Origin of the sequence: Rothia sp. HMSC065C12, assembly GCF_001812085.1 — a bacterium.
Lineage (GTDB): Bacteria > Actinomycetota > Actinomycetes > Actinomycetales > Micrococcaceae > Rothia > Rothia mucilaginosa.
Map to the genome: position 1 here is coordinate 1 of NZ_KV807666.1, position 3,610 is coordinate 3,610.

Sequence of the window (3,610 nt, forward strand, 5' to 3'; positions counted from 1 at the left end):
TCATTGCCACAACTTCGGCGGTGTACTTGAGCCCCGCTACATTATCGGCGCAGAATCACTTGACCAGTGAGCTGTTACGCACTCTTTCAAGGATGGCTGCTTCTAAGCCAACCTCCTGGTTGTCTAAGCAACTCCACATCCTTTCCCACTTAGCACACGCTTAGGGGCCTTAGTTGGTGGTCTGGGCTGTTTCCCTCTCGACAATGAAGCTTATCCCCCACTGTCTCACTGCTACGCTCTCACTTACCGGCATTCGGAGTTTAGCTGACGTCAGTAACCCGTGAAGGCCCATCGGCCATCCAGTAGCTCTACCTCCGGCAAGAAACACGTAACGCTGCACCTAAATGCATTTCGGGGAGAACCAGCTATCACAGAGTTTGATTGGCCTTTCACCCCTATCCACAGCTCATCCCCTCCATTTTCAACTGAAGTGGGTTCGGTCCTCCACGACGTCTTACCGTCGCTTCAACCTGGCCATGGATAGATCACTCCGCTTCGGGTCTAGGTCATGCCACTCAAACGCCCTATTCAGACTCGCTTTCGCTACGGATACCCCACACGGGTTAACCTCGCGACATAACACTAACTCGCAGGCTCATTCTTCAAAAGGCACGCTGTCACCCCAAAAGGCTCCAACGGCTTGTAAGCACACGGTTTCAGGTACTATTTCACTCCCCTCCCGGGGTACTTTTCACCATTCCCTCACGGTACTGATTCACTATCGGTCATTAAGAAGTATTTAGACTTACCAGGTGGTCCTGGCAGATTCACACGAGATTCCACGAGCCCCGTGCTACTCGGGTGGCCACACCACGGACAGAACAATTTCGATTACGGGACTCTCACCCTCTACGGCCGACCATTCCAAGTCGTTCACCTACCATCCTGAACATCATGCCGGCAGCCAGTTAGAACTGCCACTGTGACTCCCACAACCCCCATGATGCAACGCCTAACCGCTATCACACACCACAGGTTTAGTCTCTTCCGCTTTCGCTCGCCACTACTCACAGAATCATTACTTTATTTTCTCTTCCTGCGGGTACTGAGATGTTTCACTTCCCCGCGTTCCCCCCAACCAGCCTATACATTCAGCTGGCGGTAACTCACCATGAAGATGAGCCAGGTTTCCCCATTCGGAAATCCTCGGATCACAGCCCAGTTATCGGCTCCCCGAGGCTTATCGCAGATTCACACGTCCTTCATCGGCTCTTAATGCCAAGGCATCCACCGTGTGCCCTTAATAACTTACACACAATCAAGAAAAATAAGAATCTAAAATCAACAATCAAACCAACACCAAAGCATTGATTCAACGCAAATTCCAGAAGATGCTCGCGTCCACTATATAGTTCTCAAACAACAACCCACAACACAACAACAACACAAACAAAACATTTGCATCATCACCATGCCAGGCAAACAAAGGAACAACACACGCGTGTTACCCCAAAACCCAACAATGCGCCTCATCCAACCCAAAACCAACATTCCACCCATGAGCAAAACCACCCATCCGACACTCGCGGACAGCATGGCCAACTAAATGTGCTCCTTAGAAAGGAGGTGATCCAGCCGCACCTTCCGGTACGGCTACCTTGTTACGACTTAGTCCCAATCGCCAATCCCACCTTAGACGGCTCCCTCCAAAAGGTTAGGCCACCGGCTTTGGGTGTTACCAACTTTCGTGACTTGACGGGCGGTGTGTACAAGGCCCGGGAACGTATTCACCGCAGCGTTGCTGATCTGCGATTACTAGCGACTCCGACTTCATGGGGTCGAGTTGCAGACCCCAATCCGAACTGAGACCGGCTTTTAGGGATTAGCTCCACCTCACAGTATCGCAACCCTCTGTACCGGCCATTGTAGCATGCGTGAAGCCCAAGACATAAGGGGCATGATGATTTGACGTCATCCCCACCTTCCTCCGAGTTGACCCCGGCAGTCTCCTATGAGTCCCCACCATAACGTGCTGGCAACATAGAACGAGGGTTGCGCTCGTTGCGGGACTTAACCCAACATCTCACGACACGAGCTGACGACAACCATGCACCACCTGTATACCAGCCCCGAAGGGAAACACCATCTCTGATGCGGTCCAGTATATGTCAAGCCTTGGTAAGGTTCTTCGCGTTGCATCGAATTAATCCGCATGCTCCGCCGCTTGTGCGGGCCCCCGTCAATTTCTTTGAGTTTTAGCCTTGCGGCCGTACTCCCCAGGCGGGGCACTTAATGCGTTAGCTACGGCGCGGAAAACGTGGAATGTCCCCCACACCTAGTGCCCAACGTTTACGGCATGGACTACCAGGGTATCTAATCCTGTTCGCTCCCCATGCTTTCGCTTCTCAGCGTCAGTTACAGCCCAGAGACCTGCCTTCGCCATCGGTGTTCCTCCTGATATCTGCGCATTCCACCGCTACACCAGGAATTCCAGTCTCCCCTACTGCACTCTAGTCTGCCCGTACCCACTGCAATACACGGGGTTAAGCCCCGGCCTTTCACAGCAGACGCGACAAACCGCCTACAAGCTCTTTACGCCCAATAATTCCGGACAACGCTCGCGCCCTACGTATTACCGCGGCTGCTGGCACGTAGTTAGCCGGCGCTTTCTCTGCAGGTACCGTCAATTTCTCTTCTTCCCTGCTAACAGAGGTTTACAACCCGAAGGCCGTCATCCCTCACGCGGCGTCGCTGCATCAGGCTTGCGCCCATTGTGCAATATTCCCCACTGCTGCCTCCCGTAGGAGTCTGGGCCGTGTCTCAGTCCCAGTGTGGCCGGTCACCCTCTCAGGCCGGCTACCCGTCGTCGCCTTGGTGAGCCGTTACCTCACCAACAAGCTGATAGGCCGTGAGCCCATCTATAACCACTACATAACGCTTTCCACCAACACCCCATGCGGAGATTGGTCGTATCCGGTATTAGACCCAGTTTCCCAGGCTTATCCCAGAGTTAAAGGTAGGTTACTCACGTATTACTCACCCGTTCGCCACTAATCCACCTAGCAAGCTAGGCTTCATCGTTCGACTTGCATGTGTTAAGCACGCCGCCAGCGTTCGTCCTGAGCCAGAATCAAACTCTCCGTTGAAAAAATAGAAAAGCTTGATAATCTGATCTCAAACAGCGAATCACACACGGGGGTGCGTGACTCAAGCTGACTAAATTTGAAACCATTTGATGATTATCAAATATAAATAAATATTTGGTATTAGTTTCAGTTTCCATCACCATAATGGTGATTTTATTGAACAAAGCACACTATTGAGTTCTCAAGCAACACACCGATTCAACACCTTGACTCCTTCATTCGAAGGACGTCTTACCATTGAACGGTCATTCATGTTATTTTCATTGTTACCGCGTTCCCGCGACAACTCAATCAACTATACCAGCGTTTTGTGTGCCGTGCAAATCCGTTTTCCGTGATTCGCACCACAAAGTTTCTTTCCTAAACTCTTCCATCATCACCAACAGGCAATCTGAGAATCTTCTAAGCAAGAAACCAAAACACTATACAATTGAAAGTCGTTCAACCGCTTCTGACTAGGAGAAACACCGAAGAAGTTCTTCGTTTTTTCCTCCTCGCCGCGGCGACTCATACAACTATACAGA

The 3,610-nt window shown here is 51.3% G+C and carries 2 rRNA genes; both read right to left on the reverse strand.

Annotated features, from left to right (window positions below):
* Window positions 1-1,254, reverse strand: a 23S ribosomal RNA gene (locus tag HMPREF2836_RS00010); the annotation flags it as partial.
* 305 nt (window positions 1,255-1,559) lie between these two features.
* Window positions 1,560-3,086: ribosomal RNA gene (locus HMPREF2836_RS00015) — 16S ribosomal RNA — on the reverse strand.
* Window positions 3,087-3,610: the final 524 nt, after the last annotated feature.